Origin of the sequence: Nitrospirillum guaranorum, from assembly GCF_034653275.1 — a bacterium.
GTDB lineage: Bacteria > Pseudomonadota > Alphaproteobacteria > Azospirillales > Azospirillaceae > Nitrospirillum.
This window is the reverse complement of sequence record NZ_JAYEES010000004.1, coordinates 1822434-1844893: the sequence shown is the minus strand read 5'-3', so window position 1 is coordinate 1844893 and position 22460 is coordinate 1822434. Positions and strand designations below refer to the sequence as shown.

The 22460-nt window shown below is 71.9% G+C and carries 12 protein-coding genes; 2 read left to right on the top strand and 10 right to left on the bottom strand.

What is annotated here, in order from left to right:
* Positions 1 to 2 precede the first annotated feature (2 nt).
* Genes UAJ10_RS29725 through UAJ10_RS29715 form a run of 3 tightly spaced genes read right to left on the bottom strand, consistent with a single transcriptional unit; the run spans position 3 to position 8532 of the window.
* A complete protein-coding gene (locus tag UAJ10_RS29725) occupies positions 3 to 6773 on the bottom strand; it encodes a tetratricopeptide repeat protein (protein ID WP_322919029.1) in 6771 nt (2256 codons plus the stop codon).
* A 23-nt stretch (positions 6774 to 6796) separates the two neighbouring features.
* Positions 6797 to 7567: a glycosyltransferase family protein gene (locus UAJ10_RS29720; protein WP_322919028.1), complete on the bottom strand. Its 771-nt coding sequence runs from the start codon at positions 7565 to 7567 to the stop codon at positions 6797 to 6799.
* Between the two features lie 23 nt (positions 7568 to 7590).
* Positions 7591 to 8532, bottom strand: coding sequence for a tetratricopeptide repeat protein (locus UAJ10_RS29715; RefSeq protein ID WP_322919027.1), 942 nt, complete (start codon positions 8530 to 8532; stop codon positions 7591 to 7593).
* 248 nt (positions 8533 to 8780) lie between these two features.
* Between UAJ10_RS29715 and pseB the strand changes: the two genes are divergently transcribed.
* Together pseB and pseC are read left to right on the top strand one after the other, a co-directional pair.
* Positions 8781 to 9803: a UDP-N-acetylglucosamine 4,6-dehydratase (inverting) gene (gene pseB, locus UAJ10_RS29710; RefSeq protein WP_322919026.1), complete on the top strand. Its 1023-nt coding sequence runs from the start codon at positions 8781 to 8783 to the stop codon at positions 9801 to 9803.
* Positions 9803 to 11032 (top strand): UDP-4-amino-4,6-dideoxy-N-acetyl-beta-L-altrosamine transaminase, encoded by a 1230-nt coding sequence (gene pseC / locus UAJ10_RS29705; protein WP_322919025.1) that lies wholly within the window; start codon positions 9803 to 9805, stop codon positions 11030 to 11032. The genes pseB and pseC overlap by 1 nt, the downstream gene beginning before the upstream one ends.
* 5 nt (positions 11033 to 11037) lie before the next feature.
* On the opposite strand, the gene UAJ10_RS29700 is transcribed toward pseC, so the two are convergent.
* The 7 genes from UAJ10_RS29700 to UAJ10_RS29670 form a co-directional block, all read right to left on the bottom strand.
* On the bottom strand, positions 11038 to 12279 hold the full coding sequence (locus UAJ10_RS29700) for a tetratricopeptide repeat protein (protein WP_322919024.1): 1242 nt from the start codon (positions 12277 to 12279) through the stop codon (positions 11038 to 11040).
* 67 nt (positions 12280 to 12346) lie between these two features.
* Positions 12347 to 12733 carry a response regulator gene (locus UAJ10_RS29695; RefSeq protein ID WP_322919023.1) on the bottom strand — a complete coding sequence of 129 codons (387 nt, stop codon included), beginning with the start codon at positions 12731 to 12733 and terminating at the stop codon, positions 12347 to 12349.
* Between the two features lie 26 nt (positions 12734 to 12759).
* A complete protein-coding gene (locus tag UAJ10_RS29690) occupies positions 12760 to 17058 on the bottom strand; it encodes an ATP-binding protein (RefSeq protein ID WP_322919022.1) in 4299 nt (1432 codons plus the stop codon).
* Positions 17059 to 17193: 135 nt separating this feature from the next.
* On the bottom strand, positions 17194 to 19320 hold the full coding sequence (locus UAJ10_RS29685) for a prolyl oligopeptidase family serine peptidase (RefSeq protein ID WP_322919021.1): 2127 nt from the start codon (positions 19318 to 19320) through the stop codon (positions 17194 to 17196).
* A gap of 157 nt (positions 19321 to 19477) precedes the next feature.
* Positions 19478 to 21076, bottom strand: coding sequence for a prolyl oligopeptidase family serine peptidase (locus UAJ10_RS29680; protein WP_322919020.1), 1599 nt, complete (start codon positions 21074 to 21076; stop codon positions 19478 to 19480).
* The gene (locus UAJ10_RS29675; protein ID WP_322919019.1) at positions 21073 to 21606 is read right to left on the bottom strand and encodes a hypothetical protein; all 534 of its coding nucleotides are present in this window, start codon (positions 21604 to 21606) and stop codon (positions 21073 to 21075) included. Before UAJ10_RS29675 ends, UAJ10_RS29680 begins: the two co-directional genes overlap by 4 nt.
* Before the next feature lie 136 nt (positions 21607 to 21742).
* The gene (locus UAJ10_RS29670) at positions 21743 to 22357 is read right to left on the bottom strand and encodes a helix-turn-helix domain-containing protein (protein WP_322919018.1); all 615 of its coding nucleotides are present in this window, start codon (positions 22355 to 22357) and stop codon (positions 21743 to 21745) included.
* Positions 22358 to 22460 lie beyond the last annotated feature (103 nt).

Here is a 22460-nt window from a genome sequence, read left to right as displayed (position 1 = left end):
GTTCACCCCATCAACCCCCGTAACCGTATGGCCATGGCCTCCAGTGCCAGCGCGGGTTCCAACTGGTATTTCTCCAGCGCGAACAGGCGGTGCGACGGGAACCACGGCCGCACCGGCGTGCCCAGCGTCGTCCAGTCGCGCGAGGCGAAGCGCCAGCAGGGGGTGCCCACCGCCCCGGCCATCTCCCCCACCGCCGTGGCGGCGCTGATGACCAGGTCGCAGGCGGCCGTCAGGGCCGCCGCCGTCTCAAGGTCGTCGCGCAGGTCGGCGTCGGCGAAGCGGTGGACCGTCAGGCCGTGGTCGCGCTTCAGCGCCGCGATCTCCTCCACCGCCGCCTGGTAGTGCAAGCTGACCGCCCTGATCCCCGGCAGGGACAGGATGGGCCGCCACTGGGCCAGCGTGGAATAAGCCCGCGAACGTTCGGTGCTGAGCTGGCCGGAGCGCCAGGCGATGCCCACCACCAGGGCCGGGCCCCGCGCCATGTCGGCCAGCCGGCCCCGCCAATGGGTCACCCGCCCCGGATCGGCCAGCAGATAGCCCGCCCCGCCATCACCGGCGAAATCCGCCAGCGCCGGCGTCAGAAGGGCGGCAAGGTCGCCGGCCGCCACCACCAGGTCGGCGCCCGCCGGTTCCAGCGCGGCCGCCCCTTGCCGGCGCGGCCGAGGCAGGAAACGTAGGGTGGGAAAGCTGCGCGCCAACAAACCGGCCAGGCGCGGGTCGCATTCCACCAGGACGGCCGTGGCCCCCTGGCTGGCCGCCCGCGCGGCCAGGGCCCGATAAAGGCTGGCGAACAGCAACTCATCCCCCAGTCCCTGTTCGTGCCACACCCGCAGGGTGCAGCCGGCCAGGCTTTCCCCGCGCCAGGCCGGCCGGTCGAAGCGGGGGGCGCCGCCCTTGTCCTCGGCCGCGAAGCGCCAGGCATAGCCCTGCCAGCCCCGGTCCAGGGTGCCCAGTTGCAAATCGACCAGGCCGCGGTTGAACCGCGCCGTGGCCAGGGCCGGATCCAGGTCGATGGCGCGGGCGTAGCTGTCGCCGGCGGCGGCATAGCGGCCGGCATCGTTCAGGCAGCGGCCCCGGTTGTTCCACGCCGTCGCCTGCTCGGGCGCCAGGGCCACCGCCCGCTCCAACCAAGGCGGCCCCGCGAAGATGTGGCCGTCGCGGCGCAGGGCCTCGCCCAGGCCGCAGAGGGCGTCGATGATCACGGGATCCCGGGTGTCCGGCACCTCGTGCGGCAGCAGGGCGCCGCCCAGCGCCCGGCGGAAGGCGTCGATGGCCGCCGCCGGGCGGTCCAGCGCCAGCAGGGCGGTGCCCAGGTTGGACGCGGCCGCCGCCAGGTCCGGCGCCAAGCGCAGGGCCCGTTCCTGGCAGGCCGCCGCCTCCGCCGCGCGCCCCTGGGCCAGCAGGGCGTTGCCCAGGTTGGTCAGGACGTCGGGCCGGTCCGGCTCCGCGTCCAGGGCCAGGCGGTAATGGCTCTCGGCCTCCGCGACGCGGCCCAGGGTCTGCAGCACGTTGCCCAGGTTGGACTGGGCGGCGGCGTAGCCGGGCGCCACCTCGACCGCCTGGCGCAGGAAGGGCAAACCCGCCTCCGCCCGGCCCAGCTGCGCCAGGGCCAAGCCCAGGAGGTGCAGGGCCACCGGCTGGTCCGGCTGATGGTCCAGCACGGCGCGGTACAGCGGCAGGGCGCCGGCGGCGTCACCCGCCTCGTGGCGCGCGGCGGCGGCGGCCAGCGGGCCGTCCACATCGGAAGGGGGCGGCTGCGGGGGCGGAAGCGCCCCGCCGCGCAGTCGATCCACGGCGGCCACCACCGTCGCCACCGTGTCGGCGGCGCGGCCATCGGCCGGGGCCGGCACCACCGCCATGGCGGCGAACCAGGGCCGCACGGCGGTGCCCAGCATGGACCAGTCCATGCGCGTCCCCACCCGCCAGACCGGCACGCCCAGGGCGCCCGCCAATTCGCCGACGGAGGTGGGGGCGGTGACCACCAAATCCAGGCAAGCGGTCAGGGCGCCCGCCGCCTCCAGATCCTGGCGCAGGTCGGTGTCGGCCCAGCGGTGCAGCGTCACGCCCAGGGCGGCCTCCACCGCGCGCACCTCCTCCTCGACCTCGCCATATTGCAGCATCACCGGGATGACGCCCGGCAGGCGCAGCAGGGGCGCCCAGTCGGCCAGGCGGGTATAGGCACTGTCGCGGTCCAGATCGCGGACCATGCTTTGCCAGCACAGGCCCACGCGCAGGCCCGACCCCAGCGCGTCCACCCGCGCCCGCCAGGCGGCAAGGCGCGCCGGGTCGGGCGCCAGATAGGCCTGGCCCGTGAAGGCGCCCAGGCCGCCCCGCAGCAGCTGGGCCAGGCCGCCGGCGGGGATGTGCAGGTCGGCGCCAGCGGCGGCGGCGGTGATGAAGTCCGGCGCCACCGTCACCCTATCCTGGCCCGGCCCCCCGAAGGCGCGGGTGAAGTAGCCCGCCAGCCGGGCATCGCACTCCAGGACGAAGCTGGCCTCGGGATGGGCGGCGATCAGGTCGCGGTAGAGGCTGGCGAACAGCAGCTCATCGCCCAGGCCCTGTTCCCGCCATACCAGCAGGCGGCGGCGGCCCAGCGCCTCCCCCTGCCACCGGGCTTGGGGGAAGCGACGATCGGGCAGGGCCTGGCCGGCGTCGAAGCGGGCCTGGTAGCCGGACCAGCCGGCCGCTAGCCGCCCTTCGGCCAGGTCCAGGACGGCCAGATTGTAGCGCGCGGAGGGAAAGTCCGGCCGCAGGGCCAGCGCCCGCTGGAATCCCACCCTGGCCCGGCCCTGGGTCCGGCGGATGGCGTCCCGCGTGGGGCCGCGTTCACCCAGCCAGGTCAGGGCGAGGTTGTTGGCGGCCTCGACATAGCCGGGGTCCAGGGCCAGGGCCCGTTCATGGCACGTCCGCGCCGGGCCCCACATCTCCTCCGTCCCCAGGGCCAGGCCCAGATTGGTCAGGGTGTACGGCGTCTCCTCCGCCGCCACGGCGGCCCGCGCGGCGGCCAGGCCCTCCGCCGTGCGGCGCAGGCCGGCCAGGGCACGGGCCCGCTCGACCAGAGCCTTGGCGTAACCGGGACGCAGCGCCACGGCGCGATCCGCCGCCGCCAGCGCCGCGTCCCAGGCCCCCCTCTCGGCCTGGACGCCGGCCAGGTTGCCCCAGGCCTCGGCATAGTCCGGCGCCAGGTCCGTGGCGCGGCTGAACGCCGCCAGGGCGCCGGGCAAATCGCCGGCGGCCCGCAGGGCGCCGCCCAGGCTGTTGTGGGCCTGGGCGAAGGTGGGGTCCGCCGCCACCGCGCGGCGCAGCAGGGCGACCCCCTCGTCCACCCGGCCGTCCTGCACCATCACCACGCCCAGCAGATGCAGGGCGTCGACATCCCCGGGAGCCCGCGCCAGCACCGCCCGGTAGGCCGCCTCCGCCCCCGCCAAATCACCGGCGCGATGGGCGGCCATGCCGGCCTCCACCGTGGCCCCCATGTCCATCGGGGGGGTGGGCGCCGCCTCCGCCCTCAGGCGCAGCAGCGCCGCGCGCATGGCCGGCACCACCACCTCCGGCGGGCCCCAGCCGGAAAACCACTGGCGCTGCGCCGGGAACCACGGCCGCGCGCCGGTGCCCAGCGCCGCCCAGGCGGGCATGTGCTGGAAACGCCAGGTGGGCACGCCCAAGGCCGCCGACAGCTCACCCACCGCCGTGGCGGCCGACACCACCAGGTCCAGCCCCGCCATCAGCGCCGCCACCCCATCCTGATCGTTCCGCAGGTCGAGGTCATCCCACAGGTGCAGGGGCACGCCGGTGGCGGCGGCGACCTCCGCCATTTCCGCCACCGCGTCGCCGGCATGGGCGTCGTACTGCAACACCACGAAATGGACGTCGGGCACGGTCAGCAGCGGCGCCATCTGCATGAGGGTCAGATACAGGTTGTGCCGACCCAGGCTGCGCAGGCCGCTGCGCCAGCACAGGCCGATCTTGAGGCCAGGCCCCAAGCCGGCCAGCCGGCCACGCCAGAACGACGCCCGCTGCGGATCGGGACGCAGCCAGACCGGCGGTTCCGCCGGAAAGTCCCCAAGCGCGCGGCGCAACAGGGCCGGCAGGCCGCCCAGGGGCACATGCATGTCGGCGTCGCGCGGGGTGTCGGTGCGGCCACGCACCACCAGCTCCAGACCCGCCGGCGCCTGAGGCTCCAGCGCCCGGGACAGCAGACTGACCAGCCGGGCGTCCACCTCCACCACCAGGCGGCGGCAACCGCGCGCGCCCAACCAGGGCAGCAGACCGGGCAGGCAGCTGGCGAACAGGATTTCATCGCCCAGGCCCTGTTCGCCCCACACCAGCAGGGCGCGGTCCCGCACGTCGCCACCGGTCCAGGCCGGCAACACCAGGTCCCGCCGGGCCGTGCTGTCGGGCACGGCGAAGCGGGCGGGATAGTCGCGCCAGCCGGCCTCAAGGTCACCCAGCTCCAGCGCCAGCATGGACAGGTTCACCCGGGCCTTGGCCCAGCCGGGACGCAGCGCCAGCGCGCGGCGGTAATGCTCGCGCGCCTCCTCCGACAGGCGTAGGTCGCACAGGGCCCGGCCCAGGTTCAGGTGGGTGTCCGCATCATCGGGCTGCGACGCCAGCACGGCGCGCAGGTGGACGACGGCGGCCCCGGGATTGCCCAGCAACTGGTGCAGGTTGGCCAGCCCCATCAAGGCCGCCGCCGACCCAGGCTCAATCGCCAGCGCCCGGTCGAAGGCCTCCAGCGCGGCGTCGGCCTGGTTCAGCCGGGTCAGCGCGACGCCCAGGTTGACCCAGCCGCCGATCCAGCCAGGCTCGACCTCCGTCGCCCGGCGCTGGGACTCGGCGGCCCCGGCATCATCGCCCAGCGCGGTCAGCGTCAGGCCGCGATTGGCATGCAGGGCCGCCCGGTCGGGCGCCAGCTGTACCGCCCGGTCGTGACAGCGCAGGGCGTCCGCCCCCTGGCCCAAGCCCTGAAGGGCGAGGCCCAGGCCGGACAGGGCCTCGGCATTGTCGCCGCGCAGGCGCAGCAGCTGGCGATAGCGGTCAGCCGCCGCCGCCCAGCGCTCCTCCCGTCGCAGCAGACCGGCCAGCGCCGTCAGGGCGCCGGCATGGCCGGCGTCCGCCGCCTGGCCCAGCCTCTCCACGGCCAGGTCCACCCGGCCCGCGTCGCGCGCCGCCAGGCCCTCGGCGTACAGCAGGTCGGGTGTCGGTGCCGGGGGCGAGGACGCGAAGCCATCGGCAATGGTGGTCCGGGCCAAGTCGGCCAGCCGCCAGGCGAGGTGCGGCAGCACCACGCCGATGACCTCGGCCTCCGGCGGAAAGACGGGCCATTGCGCCGGGAACCAGGGCCGCGCCCCGCTGCCCAGCCGGGTCCATTCGAAGGTGGCGCCCAGCCGCCAGCACGGCACGCCCAAGGCGCCGGCCAGTTCCGACACGGCGGTGCCGGCCGTCACCACCAGGTCCAGGCCGCTGATCAAGGCCGCGACGCCGTCCAGGTCATCGCGCAAATCCAGGTCGGGCCAGCGGCGGATGCGGATGCCCAGCCGCGCCTCTGCCGCCGCCAGCTCGGGCTCCGCCGCCGCGCCGTCATACTGCAGGCTGACAAAGTGCACATGCGGCAGCCGCAGCAGCGGGTCCCACTCATCCAGCTGCGGGTACAGCAACCGGCCGCGTTCCTCCGTCCGCAAGCCGCTGCGCCAGCACACACCCACCTTGAGCCCCGGGCCCAGCGCCGCCAGGCGGCCGGTCCACAGCGCCGCCAACCCCGGGTCGGCGGTCAGATAGGCCGCCGGCCCCCCGATGAAACTGGCCAGATCCGGCCGCAGCAGGGCCGGCAGGTCGCCCGCCGACAGGGCGGCGTCGGGCACCGGGGCGTCGCCACCATCGAGCGTTCGGCCCGCCGGCGCGATGACGGCCCCGGGAAAGGCGCGGCTGAACAGCGCGGCCAGGCGCCGGTCGCAGTCAATGACAAGCCGGCCCACCTGTCCCGCCAGGTCGGGGTAGAGGCTGGCGAACAGCAGCTCATCCCCAAGGCCCTGTTCGCGCCGCACCAGCAGGGTGCGCCCCGCCAAATCCTGCCCCCGCCACGGCGGCGCCGGCAGCGGGCCGGCCGCCGCCCCGCCCAGGTCGCGGCGGGCATAGCCCCGCCAGCCCGCCGCCAGATCCCCCTGCGCCAGGCGGGCGAGGCCCAGGTTGAACTGGATCAGGGGCTGCGCGGCGTCCAGCGCCTCGGCCGCGGCCAGGTGGCGCGTTCCGTCCGCCAGGCGGCCTTGGGCCACCAGGGCGGTGCCCAGGTTGCCGTGCGCATGCGCCATTCCCGGCGCCAGGGCCACCGCCCGGCGGGCCAGGGATTCCGCCTGCCACGGCGCCCCCAGGGCCGTCAGCGTGCCCGCCAGGTTGACCAGCGTTTCCGCCCGGTCGGGTGCCAGCCGCAAGGCGTGCAGCAGCGCCGCCTCCGCCCCCGCCAGGTCGCCCCGGTCACGCAGCAGCGCCCCCAGGTTGGATGCCGCCGCCGCCAGGGCCGGGTCCTGCGCAAGCGCCCGCCGGTAAGCGGCCTCCGCCTCGGTCAGGCGGCCCAGCTGACGCAGGACGTTGCCCAGGTTGTTGGCCGGCATGGCCGATTGCTCCGGCGGCAACAGCGCCAGGGCCTGGACGATGGCGGGCACCGCTCCGGCCGCATCGCCCCCCTGGAAGCGCGCCAGTCCCAGCAGGTGCAGCGCCTGGCCCCGGGCTGCCGGCGCCAGTTCGCCCCATGCGATCAGCGCGTCCAGGGCGGCCATCGCCTCTGTCGCCCGGCCGGCCGTCAACAGGTCGTAGGCCTGGGCCAGGGTCGGCAGGTCGGGGGGCGGGACGCCGCCTGCGGCGCGGCCTCATGGATATTTATTTCGATATCGAAACCAGCAAGCACCAGCAGGGCCGTCCGCACCTGGTCCAGGGCATCGGCCACGGTCGCCGCCGGAAAGATGCGCATGGCCGGGTACCAGGGCCGCACCCGGGTGCCGAGCATGGACCAGTCGTCCGGCAATTCCATGCGCCAGATGGGCACGCCCAGGGCCCCCGCGAGCTCGCCCACCGAGGTCGGGGCGGTGATGACCATGTCCAGGGCGGAGATCAGGGCGGCCACGCCCTCGATATCGTGGCGCTGGTCCAGGTCGGTGAAACGGTGCGGCAGGCGAAGCCCCTCCGCCGCCGCGGCCTGCCGCTCCGCCGTGACATCACTGTATTGCAGATCGACCCAGGTGATGCCGGGCAGGGACAGCAGTGGCGCCCACCGCGTCAGCCCCAGGTAATTGGGGTCGCGGTGCGGCGCCTTGATGCCGGAGGTCCAGCACATGCCGATTTTCAGCCCCGGGCCCAGGTCGGCCAGGCGTTGGCGCCAGTGCGCCACCGCCGGGGGATCGGCCACCAGCCAGCCGCCGGCCCGCCCGGCATAATCACGCAGGCGGGCGCCGAACAGGCCGGGCAGGCCGCCGGCGGGCAAGTGCACGTCGAAATCGTCGCCGCCCAGCGGCTCGGGCCGCAGTTCCACCCGGTCAGCCAGATCCGGCACCTCGCGCCGCAGGTAGCGGGACATCAGGCCGATCAGCCGGGGTTCCGTCAGGATGACGACGACCCCGCCGGTCGCCCCGCCCAGCGCCGCGCGGAGGGCCGGGACATGAGGGGGGAGAACATGAACTCATCGCCCAGCCCCTGTTCCCGCCACAGCATGAGGCGGCGCCCGTTCAGGGGGTCACCCGCCCACTGCGGGCGGTCAGGATAACGCCAAGGCTGGATATTTCCGGTAGCGAAACGACTGGCGTAATCGGCCCAGCCGTCCGGCAGCCGGCCCATGGCCAGCCGCACGTAGGAACGGTTGTAGCGCGGGGCCGGATCCTGGGGATCGAGGTCCAGCGCGCGGGTGAAGGCGGCCTCCGCCCCCGGCAGATCGCCCACGACCTGAAGCGCGTTGGCCAAGGACATGTGGCCGGCGGGATTGGCCGGTTCCAGCGCCAACAGACGGCGGGCCATGATTTCCGCCCCCTCGCCGTCATAGCGCTGGCGCATCAGGTCACCCAGGTTCAGCAGGGCGGGCACATGGTGGGGCGCGATGTCCAGCAGGCTGTGATAGGCGGCCATGGCCGCCGAAAGATCCTTCAGCTCGGCATAGGCCAAGCCCAGGGACATCCAGGCGGAAACGCTGCGGGGATACAGGCGCAGGGTGTGCCGCAACAGGGGCACCGCCGCCGCCGCGTCCCCCTGTTGCACCAGCAGCAGGCCCAGGTTTTCCAACGCGCCTTGGTCGTCCGGCCGCGCGGCCAGCGCCCGTTCCAGCAAAGCGCGCCCCTCGGCCGAGCGCCCCTGCTGGTGGCAGGCCACCCCGCAGAGGTTCAGCGCGTCGGCCTGTGACGGATCCAGGGCCAGGATACGGCGGTACAGCGCCTCCGCCCCCGCCAGGTCGCCCACGCGGTGCCGGTCCATGGCCTGGGCCAGCAGGCCGGCGACCTGCCCGCCAGCCTGTCGGTCGCCCTTCGCACCCGTGCCGGCGCCGCCATGGACCATTCATCACCTGTCTGGGACATTGTTCGGAGGTTTAACCACCGTTCCACCGCCAACGGAACGGCCCACCCCGTGTAACCACCCCGTTAGGATAGCAGTTGTGGGGTGATTACATAAACCACACAGATTGTTGATACTTGCCGGGATGTTGGCGCTATACTCCCCCCGACCATCCGGCGACCGTCCTCTCCGGGCGATCTCCGCGATCTTTCAGGCCCGGGGGGACGATTCCACCGGCGGCGGGGGCAGACATGACGTCGAGGTTCCTTAAATCGGCCCTGGCCGACTTCAACGGCGCATCCATCCTGATCACCGGCGGCACCGGTTCCTTCGGCCGCCAGTTCGTGCGCTATCTGTTGGAACACGCCAAGCCGCGGCGGATCATCATCTTCTCCCGCGATGAGTTCAAACAGTATGAGATGCAGCAGCAGTTGGGCGTGGCCCACGAGGGCGTGCTGCGCTTCTTCATCGGCGACGTGCGCGACCGGTCCCGCCTGGAAATGGCGATGCGCGAGGTCGAGTACTGCATCCACGCCGCCGCCCTGAAGCACGTGCCGACGGCGGAGTACAACCCCATCGAATGCATCCGCACCAACATCTACGGGGCGGAGAACGTGGTGCACGCGGCCCTGGCGGCGGGCGTGCGGAAGGTCATCGCCCTGTCCACCGACAAGGCCGCCAGCCCCATCAACCTGTATGGCGCCAGCAAGCTGGCGTCCGACAAGATCTTCGTGGCGTCCAACAACCTGTCGGGGTCGGTGGGCACCCGCTTCGCCGTCGTGCGCTACGGTAACGTCGTGGGGTCGCGCGGCAGCGTCATCCCGCTGTTCCGCCGGCTGATCGCCGAGGGCGCCGGCGAACTGCCCATCACGGATGAGCGCATGACGCGCTTCTGGATCACCCTGCAGCATGGGGTGGAGTTCGTGGCGTCCTGCTTCGGCATGATGCAGGGCGGCGAGATTTATGTGCCCAAGATTCCCAGCATGCGGGTGGGCGACCTGGCCCGCTGCATGGCCCCGGACCTGCCGCACAAGGTCATCGGCATCCGCCCCGGCGAAAAGCTGCACGAGGTCATGATCACCGAGGACGATAGCCGCCAGACCTTCGAGATGGAGGATCGCTATGTCATCGAGCCGGCCTTCAACTGGTGGACCCGCCAGGCCTACGTCAAGCTGGGGGCCAAGCCGGTGCCCGACGGTTTCAGCTATCGCAGCGACAGCAACACCGACTGGCTGACCCCCGAACGCCTGGCCGTGTTGCTGCAGAGGCCGTGATGGCTGCCGGTTCCCCGTCTTCGCCGCCCTATCTGCCCTACGGCCGGCAGGCCATCGACGAAGACGACATCGCCGCCGTCACCGCCGTGCTGCGCGGCGACTGGCTGACGCAGGGACCCACGGTCACCCGGTTCGAGCAGGCCTTCGCCGAAGCGGTGGGCGCCCGCCACGCCATCGCCTGCGCCAATGGCACCGCGGCGCTGCACCTGGCCTGCATGGCGCTGGACCTGCAACCCGGCGACGCCGTGGTGGTGCCCAGCGTCACCTTCCTGGCCACCGCCAACGCCGCCCGCTATTGCGGGGCGGAGGTGGCCTTCGCCGATGTCGATCCTGAAACCGGCCTGATGGGCGCGGCGGACGCCGAGGCCGCCATCGCCCGGGCCGAGGCCGCCGGCTGGCGGGTGCGCGCCCTGGCGCCGGTGCACTTCGCCGGCCAGGCGGCGGACCTGGACGCCCTGGCCGACCTGGCCCAGGCGCGCGGCCTGGCCATCATCGAGGACGCCTGCCACGCCGTGGGCAGCCGCCGCGCCGGCCGGGCCGGGGACACCGTGGCCATCGGCGCCTGCGACCGCTCCGCCATGGCCTGCTTCTCCTTCCACCCGGTGAAGACCATCGCCGCCGGCGAAGGGGGGATGGTCACGACCAGTGACGACGCCCTGGCGCGCAGCCTGCGCCGCGATGTCAGCCATGGCATGGTGCGGGATCCGGCGGCCTTCCAGGACAGGACGGCGGCCTTCGGCGCCGATGGCGGCGCCAACCCCTGGTATTACGAAATGCCGGCGCCCGGATACAATTACCGCCTGACCGACATCCACGCCGCCCTGGGCCTGAGCCAGTTGGGCAAGCTGGACCGCTTTGTCCGCCGGCGGGCGGAGATGGTGGCGCGGTACGATGAACGCCTGGCGCCCCTGGCCCCTGTCATCCGCCACGCGGGGCGCAGCGGCGGCGCCCCGGCCTGGCACCTTTACGTCGTGCTGATCGACTTCGCGGCCCTGGGCCGGGACCGCGCCGCCGTCATGGCGGCGCTGAAGGCCCAGGGCGTGGGCAGCCAGGTGCATTACATCCCGGTGCACCACCAGCCTTATTACCGCGCCCGCTATGGGCGCCTGGACCTGCCCGGCGCCGACGGTTGGTATGGCGCCTGCCTGTCCCTGCCCCTGTTCCCCGCCATGACCGACGGCGATGTCGACCGGGTGGTGGCGGCCCTGGAGCACCTGATCAAGGCGTGACCGGATCAGCCCGCCTTTTGCGCCAGCTTGGCCACACGGTCCTGATAGGCGGGCGGGTAGAGGGCCAACTGTCGGTGCATCAGCGCGCCCCCTTCCGCGTCGGCCTCGCGATAGGCGGCCACCGCCTCGGCCCCCTGGCCGGCACCGTCCAGCACCATGGCCAACAGCAGCTTGGCCAGCGGCTGGTTGGGCGCCTGGGCGCTGGCCTGCTTCAGGCTGGCAACAGCCGGGGCCTGGGCCCCCGTCTCAAATTCCACCAGGCCGCGGCACTGGTTGGCGAAGTAGTTGCGCGGTTCGCGGGCGCAGCCCGCCTGGGCGTGGACCGCCGCTTGGGCCGCGTCGCCCCGGCGCAGCGCCACCAGGGCGCGGTGGCTTTCCGGCAGGGCCCAGCCGGTATCGACCTGGGCGCAGCGGCTGAAATGCTCCTCCGCCGCCGCCAGGTCGCCGGCGGCCAAGTCGCGCATGCCCCATTGCAGCAGCAGGTTCTTGTCATCCCCGGCGGCCGCGCCCACCAAGGCGACGTAGCCCTCGATCTCGGGCACCGCCTCCTGCGGGCGCACCAGCCGCACCAGGCAGCGGATGATCTGGAAGCGCAAATCCTGGCGGCTGGGAACCAGCCGGCTGGCGACCCGCGCGGCCGCCAGCGCCAGTTCCGTCCGCCGTACCTGATCGTCCTGCCACTGCGCGAAAAGGGTGTTGGAGACGTCGGCCAGGGCGCTCGCCAGGTCGTCGGCCGAACTGGCCGGGATGTCACTCGCCACCGTCAAGGTGTGCGCCCAGGCGGCCAGCGCGTCGGCGACGCGCCCTTCGACGTGGGCCGCCAGGCCGGCCAGCGCCGGCACGCGGATGTCGGTGGCGGGCGCCAGCTCCACGAAACGGCGCGCCCACGCCACGCCTTCCGCCTTGCCGCCCTTCAGCAGGCGGGCCGACAGGTTGGCGCAACCGTCCAGCCACAAGGCCGGCGCGCGCGCCTGCAGGTCGGCCTGCCGCTGTCGCGCGGCCTCGGCCTGGCCCAGCCGCTCCTCCGTCCACGCCAGCAGGGGATACAGGATGGCCAGATCCGGCTGGATCTCCACGGCCCGTTGCAGGGCGCCGTGGGCCGCCTGGGCGTCGCCGCCCATCAGCAGGGCGATGCCCATCTCGAAATGATAATTGGCGAAGGTGGTCTGGCGTATGCGATCCCGCCAACGGCCGATCGCCGCCTCATCCAGCGCGGTTGCCGCCTGGTCCCCTGCCGTCACGCTCATCTCCTGCCTTTCATGATCGCCGACGCGTCGGCGACACTGTACCAATCCACGGCGGCCAAGCCACGGCCTATCGCCGCCCGCGCGCCTGGGCGATGCAGCGTTCCATGCGGGGAATGAATTCCTCGGCCTTGAAAGGCTTCAGGATGACGCCGGCGGCGCCGTTGCGCAGAGCCTCCTGCAACACCTCGGCCTCGGCATGGCTGGTGACCATGATGACCGGCACCATGGACAGGGCGTGGCTGCCGCGCACCGCCCTCAAGGTCTGCAATCCATCCAGCGTGGGCATGGTGATGTCCAGCAGCAGGGCGCGCGGCTGCACCTGGCTCAGCATCCGCAGGCACTGGGCGCCGTCGGACACGGGCACGGGGGTGTAACCGCCGGCCTTCAGCAGGGCGCCGATCATGGCCCGCAATCCCGGTTCATCCTCCGCGAATACGATGGCGCCCTTGCTCATGCTTTCCTGCCGGCATTCCTCGCGGCTCAGTCGCCCGCCGCCTCCACCGCCTTACCGATAAACCGTTCGCCCAGCGCCGTCCAGGCACCGGGGCCGGCGCGGCCGACACGGGCGGCCAAGGCGCGTACGGCCGGCAAGTCGTTGTCGGCGCAGGCGTCGTGCATCTGGCGGCCCAGCGCCTGCAGCCCCACCAGGCCGACGTTGCCGGCGGTGGAGATGAGATCATGCGCCTCGGCCCGCAGGCCCGGCAGGTCCGACGCCTCCGCCAGGGCCTGGATGCGCCGCACTCGGGCCAGGCCATGGTCGACGAAATTCTCCACCAGCACCTGGAAGTCCGCCGGCGGCACGATGGCCTGCAACCCGGCCAGCACGGCGGGGTCCAGGCGGGCCAAGCTGGCGTCGTCCTGCGCCATCGGGTCCGCCGGCGGCGCGGCGTCCGCGTCGGGCACAGGGCCGGCGGCATGGTCGGCGCCGCTGGCCACCCAGCGCGCCACCGTGTCCAGGAACTGCTGCTGGTCAAAGGGCTTGGAGACGTAGTCGTCCATGCCGGCGGCCAGGTATTCCTCGCGCATGCCCACCATGGCGTTGGCGGTCATGGCCAGGATGGGCAGGTGGCGTAGGCCCAGGTCGCGGCGCAGCACCTGCGTGGCGGTCACCCCGTCCATCACCGGCATCTGCACGTCCATCAGCACCAGGTCATAGGCCGTGGTCCGGCAGGCGGCCACCGCCGCCTGGCCGTCCTCCGCCATGTCCACGGTGTAACCGTCGCGTTCCAGCATGATGCGGGCCACGGATCGGTTAACCATGTTGTCATCCACCAGCAGCAGGCGGCGGCCCAGTCCCCGGGCGCCCTGGTCGCGCGCCAGCGGGCCGTCCGCCTCCGCCCCCATCGTCCCCTCGCCGCCGCCGAACAGGCGCAGCAGCAGGGCGCGCAGCGCGGGCGGCCGCACCGGCTGGGTCAGCACGCCGTCCACCGCCGTGTCGGCCTCGGCCACCCGCGGCCGGCCGGTCGCCACCACCATCTTGGCCGCCGCCACCCGGGGCAGCGTCCGCAGCCGGGCGGCCAGGGTGGGGCCGTCCCCGCCGACGGCGGCATCGGAGGGGGGCTCGGCGATAACCACGATGTCGAAGGCCCAGGCCTCATCCGCCGCCCCTTGCGCCATGGCGGCGTCCGCATCCGCCACCGACGTCACCATGAGGTCCAGGCGTTCCAGGGCCTTCACCAACCCGCCGCCCCCCACCCCACTGGCCCCCACCACCAGGGTGCGCAGGCCGCTGAGCGCCGCCACGGCGGCGGCGCGGCGGGCCACCTGCACGCTGGACGGCCTCAGCGGGATGGTGAAGGCGAAGGTGGAGCCGGCGCCCGGCGCGCTATCCAGCGTGATGCCGCCGCCCATGAGGCGCACCAGCTCACGCGAGATCACCAGGCCCAGGCCGGTGCCGCCATAGCGCCGGTTGATGGAGGTGTCGGCCTGGGTGAATTTCTCGAACAGGCGGCCCTGCTGGTCCGCGTCCATGCCCACTCCGGTGTCGGTGACGGCGAAGCGCAGGCGGCGGCGTCCGTCCGCCGGGTCGCCGCCGCCGTCGGCGGGGGCGGCCGTGACCGCCAGGCTGACGCGGCCCTCGGCCGTGAACTTGACGGCGTTGCCCATCAGGTTCAGCAGCACCTGGCGCAGGCGGGTAGGGTCGCCGCGATAGGCGCCGGCCACCTCCGGCGCCACGGTGACGGCCAGGTCCAGCCCCTTTTCCCGCGCCTGGGGCGTCAGCAGGGCCACCACGCCCTCCACCACCTCGTCCAGGACGAAGTCCACCATCTCCAACTCGACCTTGCCGGCCTCCAGCTTGGAGATGTCCAGGATGTTGTTGATGATGTTCAGCAGGGCCTGGGCGCTGTCGTGGATGGCCTCGGCATAGGCGCGCTGCTCCGTCGCCAGCGCGGTGCCCAGCAGGATCTGGGTCATGCCCATGATGCCGTTCATGGGCGTGCGGATCTCATGGCTCATATTGGCCAGGAAGTCGGATTTGGCACGGTTGGCCGCCTCCGCCGCCTGCTTGGCGCCGGCCAGGTCATCGGCCAAGGCGGCCAGATCGCCCTCGCGCTTCTTCTCCCGCGTGATATCGGACAGGGTCACCACCAGGCCACGCCCCCAGGGCACGGCGGTGATGCGGAACCAGCGCCCATCCTCGTCGCGGTGGTATTCGAAGGTGGCGGCGCGGCCCGTGTCCACCACCTCGACATAGCGGTCGAACAGGCCACCGGCCGCAAGATCGGGGAACAGCTCCTTCAGGCCCCGGCCCACCAGGTCGTGGGCGGAGCGGCCGGCCATCTTCTCGGCGGTGACGTTGACCAGCTCGAAGCGGAAGTCCCTGATGTCGAAGTTTTCGTCCCGGATGGTGTCATAGGCGAAGACCCCGTCCAGCGAGGCGTTCAGCACGTTGTCCAGCAGGGTCCGCTGAGCCTGCAGGGTGGCGCGCGCCGCCTCCAGCTCCGTCACCTGGGCGTTCAGATGCAGGGTCGCGGCCACCTGGTCCGACACGTCGCGCAACAGGGCGACGTAATGGGTGACGCGGGTGCCCACCCGCGCCGGGAAGATGGCCAGGTCGACCCAGAAGGGGCGTCGGTCGCGGGTATAGTTCAGCAGGCGCTGGCGCACCGGTTCCCCTGCCGCCAGCGCCTGGCGGATGCGGTCCAGCGCCGCCCTGTCGGTCAGCGGCCCCTGCAGGAAGCGGGGGGAATGGCCCACCGCCTCATCCCAGGAAAAGCCCGTGACGGTGGTGAAGGCCTCATTGACGAAGATGATGCGCGGACCGGGCTCATCCAGGGCGTCGGCCTCGGTGATCATGATGCCATCGGTGGCGTGCACCGCCACCGATTGCAATAGGCGCAGGCGCTCTTCCGCCGCCACCTGGTGGGTACGGTCGCGCCCCGATCCGCGAAAGCCCCGGAACGCCCCGGCCTCGTCGAAAAAGGGCTTGCCGCTGACCACAACGTGACGCAGCGCCCCGTCCTCGCCGTACAGGCTGTAGGTCAGGTTGCGGAAGGGTTGCCGCGCCGCCAGTAATTCCTCATAGGCCTGGAATTCGGAACTGTCGGGGTCGACCGCGAAGTCGCGGCGGGTACGGCCCAGGAAATGGCCGGCGGGGATGCCCAGGCTGCCGACACCCTGGGACATCTGGGTGAAGCGCCCCTCCGGATCGGTTTCCCAGAACCAGTCGCTGGACACCTCCGTCAGGTCGCGGAACTGGGCCTCGCGCTGCGCGATCTCGCGCTCGTGCCGGTCCAGGGCCGCCGCCATATGGTTGAACGACCGGGCCAGCTCCGCGAACTCCGCCGTGCCGGGCGCGATGGCGGCGCGCACGCCCCTGTCGCCGGCGGCCAGGCGGGACACGGCGTGGCGCAGGGCCAGCACGCCGCGCAGCACCGTCGCCTCCACCCCCACCCAGCCCAGAAGCAGGGCGCACAGGGCGGCCACGCCGCCAAAGGCCAGGGTGCGCCGCTGGTCGGCCAGGATGGGGGCCAGGACGGCGGCACGATCCGCCCCCACCACGACGTGCGCGCCGCTGCTGGGCAGGGCGGCTATGCCCACCAGCCGGTCCACCCCGTCCAGGGTGACGAATTCCCCCCGGTCCGCCGGCCCGTTCAGCACCGCCTGGATGAAGGGATCATCCTTGAAATTACGCCCCACCAGATCCCGCTGTTCAGGGATGCGGGCCAGCACCGTGCCGGTACGGTCCACCAACAGGAACAGGGAGCCGTCGTGGGTGAACCGGGCGCCCGTCTTCTCGATCCAATCCATGCTGAGGCCGGCCAGCACCAGGGCGTCCGGCTTGCCAGCACCCGCCGACGCGCCGGCCCGGTACACCGGCTGGGCGGTGCCCAGGATGACGCGGTTGCTGGGCCGCCCGAACACATAGTCGCTGGTGCTGGCCCGACCGGTTTCGAAGGCCTGGCGCACATACTCGCGGTCGCTGTAATTGGACCACGGCTGGTCCGCCGACGAGCAGATGACCGAGCCGTCGGGCAAAACCACATGGATGTTGGAAACCCAGGGCTGGGACGCCTTCAGGATGCGGGCGTCGTCGACGCACTGGTCCGTGGGCAGCAGGGCGGAGTGCTGGGCGAAACCCAGGCTGAGCCGACGCACCTGGTCCAGCAGGCGTTCCTGTTCGTCCGCCGCCATGCGGGCCAGTTCCACGGCCTGGGCCTCGACGGCGGCGACGGCCTCGTCCCGCCGGGCCCGGCTTTCGCCCAGCAGCAACAGGAAGAAAGGCACGGTCGTACCGATCAGCAGCAGCAACAGGCGCCGCCGCAAGCCCAAGGCCATCCCTCGTCCCCCAACAGGCCGGGGGCATGGGAGCCCCGGCCGATCCCGCCAGGGAACCTTTGTCGCATCAGGACGTCGCGTCCGTCCAGGGCGCGGACGGAGAAGCTACATAGATAGGGTCTTCCCGGATGGGGCCTAGTCGGCGGCCCCCGCGACCACCTGGCCGCCGGCGGGACGCTCGGCCTGCCGGGGCATGAGTCGGGAGGCGAAGTAGGCCAGTTCCAGGGCGGGGCCGCGGGCGCGGGCCGCGTCATCCAGGCCACGTGTGCCGTGCCCGCCCTCGTCGCTTTCATAGAACAGCACGGGCTTGCCCAGCGCCTCCATGCGGGCGGCGAACTTGCGGGCATGGCCGGGGCCCACGCGGTCGTCGTGGGTGGCCGTCATGATCAGCGTTTCCGGGTAGGTGCGCGTCGGATCCAGCCGCTGGTAGGGGGAGATGCTGGCCAGGAAGGCCCGCTCCTCCGGCACCGCGACGCTGCCGTATTCCGCCACCCAGGACGAGCCGGCGGCGATGGCCTCATAGCGCAGCATGTCCAGCAGCGGCACCTTGATGGCGACCGCCCCCCACAGGTCGGGATGCTGGGTCAGGGCGACGCCCATCAGCAGGCCGCCGTTGGATCCGCCGCTGATGCCCAGGCGCGCCGGCCGCGTGACCTGGCGCTGGATCAGGTCACGCGCCACGGCGGTGAAGTCGTCGAAGGATTTCTGCCGGTGGGTCTTCAGCGCCGCCTCGTGCCAGGCGGGGCCGAACTCACCCCCGCCCCGGATGTTGGCCACGACATAGACACCGCCCCGGTCCAGCCACAGCTTGCCGATGGTGGCGGAATATGTCGGCAGGCGCGACAGGTTGAAACCGCCGTAGGCCGTCAGCAAGGTGGGGTTGTCGCCGCTGAGCACCATGTCCTTGCGGTGGACGATGAAGTAGGGGATGTCGGTGCCGTCCGTGGACACGGCCTGCCACTGGTCCACGGTGTAGGGGCTGGCGTCGAAGCCGGGGCTGCCGGCCTTGACGAGGGTGGCGGCGGCGCTGTCCAGGTCCACGCTCCACACCGCCTGGGGTGTCAGGAAGCCGGCCACGGTCACGGTCAGCTTGTCCTTGTCCTCGCTGCTGGACTTGATGCTGACGGCCGACATGTCGGGCAGGTCGACACGGGTCGTCTTCCAGCCGCCGTCGACGCGGGTCAGCACCGTCAGGCGGCCGCGCACGTTCTCGTCACTGGTGACCACCAGGTGCGACCGGGCCTTCACCAGGTTGGTCACGGCCTCGCGCGGGCCAGGCAGGTAAACGGGGGCCGCCTTCAGCTTGGCCGGGTCGTGGCGGGCGGCCTCCAGATCCACCGAGACGTAGGAACCGCCGGGGAAGGTGCGGCCGCTGGCCGCCTGCCAGTCCTGCCCCAGCTTGACCACCAGCTGCCCGTTGGCCAGCACCGCCAGCTCGGCCAACGGCGGCAGGCCCAGCTTCAGCGTGTGGCGGCCTTCGACCAGATAGTGTTCGGTGGTGAAATAGCTGGGCCGGCGCACCAGCACGATGGCCCGGTGGCCCTGGCGGTCGCGGAAGATGGCCGGGCTGACGGAGGTGTCGGTGACACGGCCCCGGAAAATCTCGTGCGCCTGATCCAGCGGCTGGCCGCGCTGCACCACCTTGACCACGTAGGGATAGCCGGAACGGGTCAGTGCCGTGTCGCTGGAATCCCAGCCGCGGGCCACCAGCAGGGTATCATGGTCCAGCCACACCACCGTCTGCTTGGCGTAGGGCAGGTGGAAGCCGCCGGGCACATAGGCCTTGGCCACGGGGTCGTACTCCCGCACCTCCACCGCGTCCTCCCCCGTCCGCGACAGCGACACCAGGCAGGTGCGCCCCATGACCACCGGGTCCGCCCCCGGGGCCGGCGGCGGCGCATCGGGATCGACCGTGCCGTAGCAATTGGACCCGGCATAGACATGGCGCACGCCGTCGATGGTGGTGACGGCCGGATCCTTGCCGTCCACCGCCCCGCCCGAGGGCAGGGCGCCATTGCCGCCCTCTTCCGACGCCTCATGCGCCAGCAGGGTGGCGGTGGAAATGAAATCGGACAGGGGCGCGTCCTGCGTCAGTTCCGCCAGCGTGCGCTGGTTCTGCCGCGCCACCCAGGCCAGGGCATCCGGCGAGTCGGGCGTTTCCAGCCAGGCGTAGGGGTCGGTGTAGGTGGCGGACAGGCCCGACAGCGGGGCCGCCTGCTCGGCGGCCGGGTTCTGGGCGCATGCCGCCAGCGACAGCGCCAAAAGCAAAGCCGGAAGGACACGGGAACAAGGGGACGGCATGGGACGCGACAGCCTCGGCGGATCGGGACGCGTCCCCCCGGCGACAGCCGTGGCGGCCGGGTCAAGGGGACGGCGGAACGGAGGCAGGGAACATCTGCCCCCGTTCCAGGATTGATCCCTAATCCTTGAGTTTCCGTAAAAGGTAGGTGAACTCCAGCGCCTGCCGGCGGGCGGTTTCCTTCAGGTTGGCGCTGGCGGCGTGACCGCCCTCGGTGTTCTCGTAATAGAGGTAGGGCAGGCCCATCTCCTTCATTTTGGCCGCCATCTTGCGGGCGTGCCCGGGATTGACACGGTCATCCTTGGCCGAGGTGACGAACAAGGGTTCCGGATAGGTCACCCCTGCCTTGAGATTATGGTAGGGCGAGATGCCGGCCAGAAAGGCCCGCTCCTCCGGCACCGCCGGATCCCCGTATTCCCCCATCCAGGAGGCGCCGGCGCCGATGACGGGGAAGCGCAGCATGTCCAGCAGCGGCACCTGGATGACGACGGCGCGCCACAGTTCCGGATGCTGGGTGAACTGCACACCCATCAGCAGGCCACCGTTGGAACCACCCTCGATGCCCAGCCGGCGGGTGCTGGTCAGCTTGGTGGCGATCAGGTCGCGGGCCACGGCCACGAAGTCGTCGTAGATGGCTTGGCGCTTGGTCTTCAGGCCGGCCTCGTGCCAGGCGGGGCCGAACTCCCCACCGCCCCGGATGTTGGCCAGCACATAGGCGCCGCCGCGTTCCAGCCACATCTTGCCCGTGGCGCCCAGGTAGCGGGGCAGCATCGGCACCTCGAACCCGCCATAGGCGTACAGCAGGGTGGGGGTGGATCCGTCAAAGGGCACGTCGCGCGGCCGCACGACGAAGTAGGGCACATGGGTGCCGTCGCTGGACACCGCCTCGCGCTGTTCCACCACCGCCTTGGACGCGTCGAACTGCGGCGGCGTGGATTTCAGCTTTTCCACCGACCCCGTGTTGGTGTCGACCAGCGACAGGGTCAGCGGCTCCAGGAAGCCGGCCACCGTGACGAAGGCGCGGTCATGGTCGCGGTCCGCGCCGGTGACGGTGATGTTGGCGTTGTCCGGCAGTTGCAGCTGCGCGCGGCGCCAGCTGCCGTCGGCGTTGCGGTCGGCCACGTAAACGCGGCCCTTCACGTTGTCCGTCAGGCTGATCAGCAGGTGATGCCGGGTGAAATCCAGGCCGTTCAGGCCTTCGCGCGAGGTCGGCGTGTAGACCGGGACCGGGTGCAGGTGGTCCGGATCGGCCATGGCCGCCGCCAGATCCAGCGCCACGACGGCCCCTTGCGCAACGGCGACGCCGCCCGCGTTCCAGTCCTGCTTCACCTCCACGATCAACTGGCCCTCGTGGATGCCGTGCACGCGGGACTTCAGCGGCAGGGCCAGGCGCTTCGGCTGGCCGCCCGCCAGCAGATAGGTCTCCACCTCGAAGAAGCTGAGGTTGCGGGTGATCAGCGTGGCTTGGTGGCCCTGGGCGTCGCGCATGGTCTCGGCGCCCACCGACATGTCCGACGGCTGGCCGCGGAACACCTCCCGCGCCTGCTCCAGCGGCTGGCCGCGCTTCAGCGACTTGATGACCAGGGGGTAACCGGCGCCGCTCATGGTGCCGGCACCCCAGTCACGGGCCACCAGCAGGGTTTCGGTGTCCGCCCAGGCGACATTCTGCTTGCCGCGCGGCAGGGCGAAGCCGCCGGGCACGAAGGCCCGGTTCTTCATGTCGAACTCGCGGATGGTGACCGCGTCCTCCCCCCGTTGGACAGGTGGACGACGCAGTGGCGACGGGTTTCCTCGTCGCAGTCGGTGCCCTTGAACACCCACTTCACGCCCTCGGCCTTGGCCAGGGCGTCGACGTCCAGCACGGTCTGCCAGTCGGGCTTGGCCTTGGCGAAGCTGGCCAGGGTGGTGGTGCGCCACAGGCCCTGGACGTGGTCCGCGTCCTGCCAGAAATTATAGACGGCGTCGCCGCGGAAGCTGACGCCCGGCACGCGGTCCTTGCTTTCGGCGATGGCCGTCGCCTCCGCCAGCAGGGCGGGATAGCGCGGATCGGCCTGCAGCACGGCGGTGGAGCGGTCCGTTTCCGCCTTGGCCCAGGCCAGGGCGTCCGCGTTGTTCATATCCTCCATCCACGCCCGACTGTCCTCGGGGATGCCGGTCGGCGGCGTGGCGGGCGTGGAATCGGCGAAGGCGGCGGTCGCCCCCAGCATCAGGCCGGGCGACAGCAGAAGTGCGCTGATCGTGTTTTTCATGAACCCCATCCGTGAGGGCGGTCGTCCGCTGCCACGGATCGCCCCCGCCCCTGTCTGTTGCCTTTAGTAGTGGGTCAGGACGGGGCCGGATGCAATACGCTGCTTAGGACAAATGGGGGTGATCCGGAAGGAGATGTCAGGCATCGGCCTCGTCGGCCTCGATGACGCCGTCGGCCGACTTACGGAAGATGGACGGGGTGCCGACGTACAGCAGCACCACGTCCCGGTCCGAGGCGTTGCGGGCGCTGTGCGGCTGCAGGCTGTCGAAATGCAGGCTGTCGCCGGCGCCCAGCTTGGCCTTGGTCTTGCCCACCGTTCCCGTCATCTCGCCCTCCACGACGTAGAGGAAGTCCTCGCCATTGCGCTGGTCGGTGGGGAAGGCATGGCCCGGCGGCACCCGCATCAGGATGATGTCCAGCTTGCGGTCCGCCAGGTCGCTGGCCAGATCGATGTAATCCACCGGGCTGTCGACCTCGATACGCCGGGGCTTGGCCGCGCGGTGGACGATGGTGCCGCTGTCCGGCACCTCCATGAAATAGGTGAGGTCCACGGTCAGGGCGTCGGCCAGGGCCAGCAGCGAGACCAGCGAGGGCACGCTCAAATCCCGTTCCGCCTGGCTGATGAAGGGGGCCGACAGGCCGGAGCGTTCGGCCACCTGCTGCAGGGTCAGGCCCAGCGCCTTGCGCCGCGCGCGGATGCGGTCGCCCATGGGCATTTGCCGCCGACGGTCGGTGGTGCTGACGATCTGCATGGCTGTGCGGCCTCCCCCTTCAACCCAGGCCCATCCCGGGGCCCCCCGGCCCCGGCCCGTCTTCGCCCCGGTTGGCCCGGGGAAACACGATGGCGGCTTAACG